2 protein-coding genes are annotated in these 1,820 nt (G+C 67.9%); both read left to right on the top strand.

What is annotated here, in order from left to right; all coding sequences use genetic code 11:
• Window positions 1–1,369 (top strand): glutamate--tRNA ligase (gene gltX, locus LQV45_RS29535; RefSeq protein WP_230010663.1); only part of this gene is annotated, 1,369 nt, incomplete at its 5' end.
• 1 nt (window position 1,370) lies between these two features.
• On the top strand, window positions 1,371–1,820 hold a 450-nt coding region (locus tag LQV45_RS29530), incomplete at its 3' end, for an HAD family hydrolase (RefSeq protein WP_230010661.1).

The following is a 1,820-nucleotide window of genomic DNA, read 5'->3' as shown; positions in this document are numbered from 1 at the left end:
GCACACGAAGGGCACCTTTGTGTTCCGGATCGAGGACACGGACGCGGCCCGCGACTCGGAGGAGAGCTACCAGCAGCTGCTCGAGGCCCTCAAATGGCTCGGCATCACCTGGGAAGAGGGCGTGGAAGTCGGCGGCCCGCACGAGCCCTACCGCCAGTCGCAGCGCCTGGACCTCTACAAGGACGTCGTGGCCAAGCTGATCGACGCCGGTTACGCCTACGAGTGCTACTCCTCGCCGGAAGAAGTTGAAGCCCGCCACCGCGCCGCCGGCCGCGACCCGAAGCTCGGCTACGACAACTTCGACCGCGAACTCTCCGAGGACCAGCTCGCCGCGTTCAAGGCCGAGGGCCGCCAGCCTGTGCTGCGCGTGCGGATGCCCGACGAGGACGTCACGTTCACGGACATGGTCCGCGGCGAGATCACCTTCAAGGCCGGCAGCATCCCGGACTACGTCATTGTCCGCGCCGACGGCTCCCCGCTCTACACCCTGGTCAACCCCGTGGACGACGCCCTCATGGGCATCACCCACGTGCTCCGCGGCGAGGACCTGCTCTCCTCCACGCCCCGTCAGGTGGTGCTGATCCAGGCGCTGATGGACATCGGCGTCGCCAGCTACATGCCGGTCTTCGGCCACCTGCCGTACGTCATGGGCGAGGGCAACAAGAAGCTCTCCAAGCGCGACCCCCAGTCCAACCTGTTCCTGCTCCGGGACCGCGGCTTCATCCCCGAGGGCCTGCTGAACTACCTGTCCCTGCTCGGCTGGAGCCTCTCCGCCGACGAGGACATCTTCACCGTCGACCAGCTGATCGAGCACTTCGACGTCAACGACGTGCTGGCCAACCCGGCCCGCTTCGACATCAAGAAGGCCGAAGCCATCAACGGCACCCACATCCGCATGCTCGGCGCCGAGGACTTCCGCGGCCGCCTGGTGCCCTACCTGCAGGCCGCCGGCTTCGTGGGGGAGAGCCTCACGGACCGCGATGAGGAGATCCTGGCCGAGGCCGCACCGCTGATCCAGGAGCGCATCTCGCTGCTGGGCGAGGCCCCCGAAATGGTCGCGTTCCTGTTCAAAGCCGACGACGCCATCGACGTCGCCGATGACGCCCGCAAGGGCCTGCCGGAGAACCTCACCGAGGTGCTCGACGCCGCCCTGGCCGCCCTGGAGCCCGTTGCCGACTGGACGGCCGAGAACATCCAGGCCGCCCTGAAGGAAGCCCTCGTGGAAGGCCTCGGCGTCAAGCCGCGCCTGGCGTTCGGTCCGGTCCGCACGGCTGTCTCGGGCCGGCGGATCTCCCCACCGCTGTTCGAGTCCATGGTCATCCTGGGCAAGGATTCCTCCCTGGCCCGCCTGCGCGCTTTCCGCGGCTGACATGCTGGCAGCGGGCCTGGGCGGCGGCGCTGTCCAGGGGGTTCTGTTCGACATCGATGACACCCTCGTGGACCTCGAATTCGCCATGACGACGGCCCTCCGCGACGTCAGCGAGCACCTCCTGCCCGGCCTGGACGAGGCCGGGTGGGAGAGGTTCGGACGGATCTTCACCCATGAAACCACCCACTTCTACGACCGCTACCTGGCCGGCGAGATCACGTTCAATGAACAGCGCCTGCTCCGCGGCCGGGCGGCGCTGGGGTACTTCGGCGTCGAACTTGCCGACGGCGAACAGGCCCACCACTGGGTGAGTTCCTACGCGAGCCGCCAGCACGGCTACATCCGGGCGTTCGACGACGTCGGGCCCCTGCTGGACGCCCTGGACGCGGCCGGCATTCCCTACGGCGCCGTGAGCAACAACGTCCACGACTATCAGCGCGTGAAGCTGGAT

The organism is Microbacterium sp. Bi128, from assembly GCF_918698205.1.
This window is presented reverse-complemented; position numbering and strand designations above follow the sequence as displayed.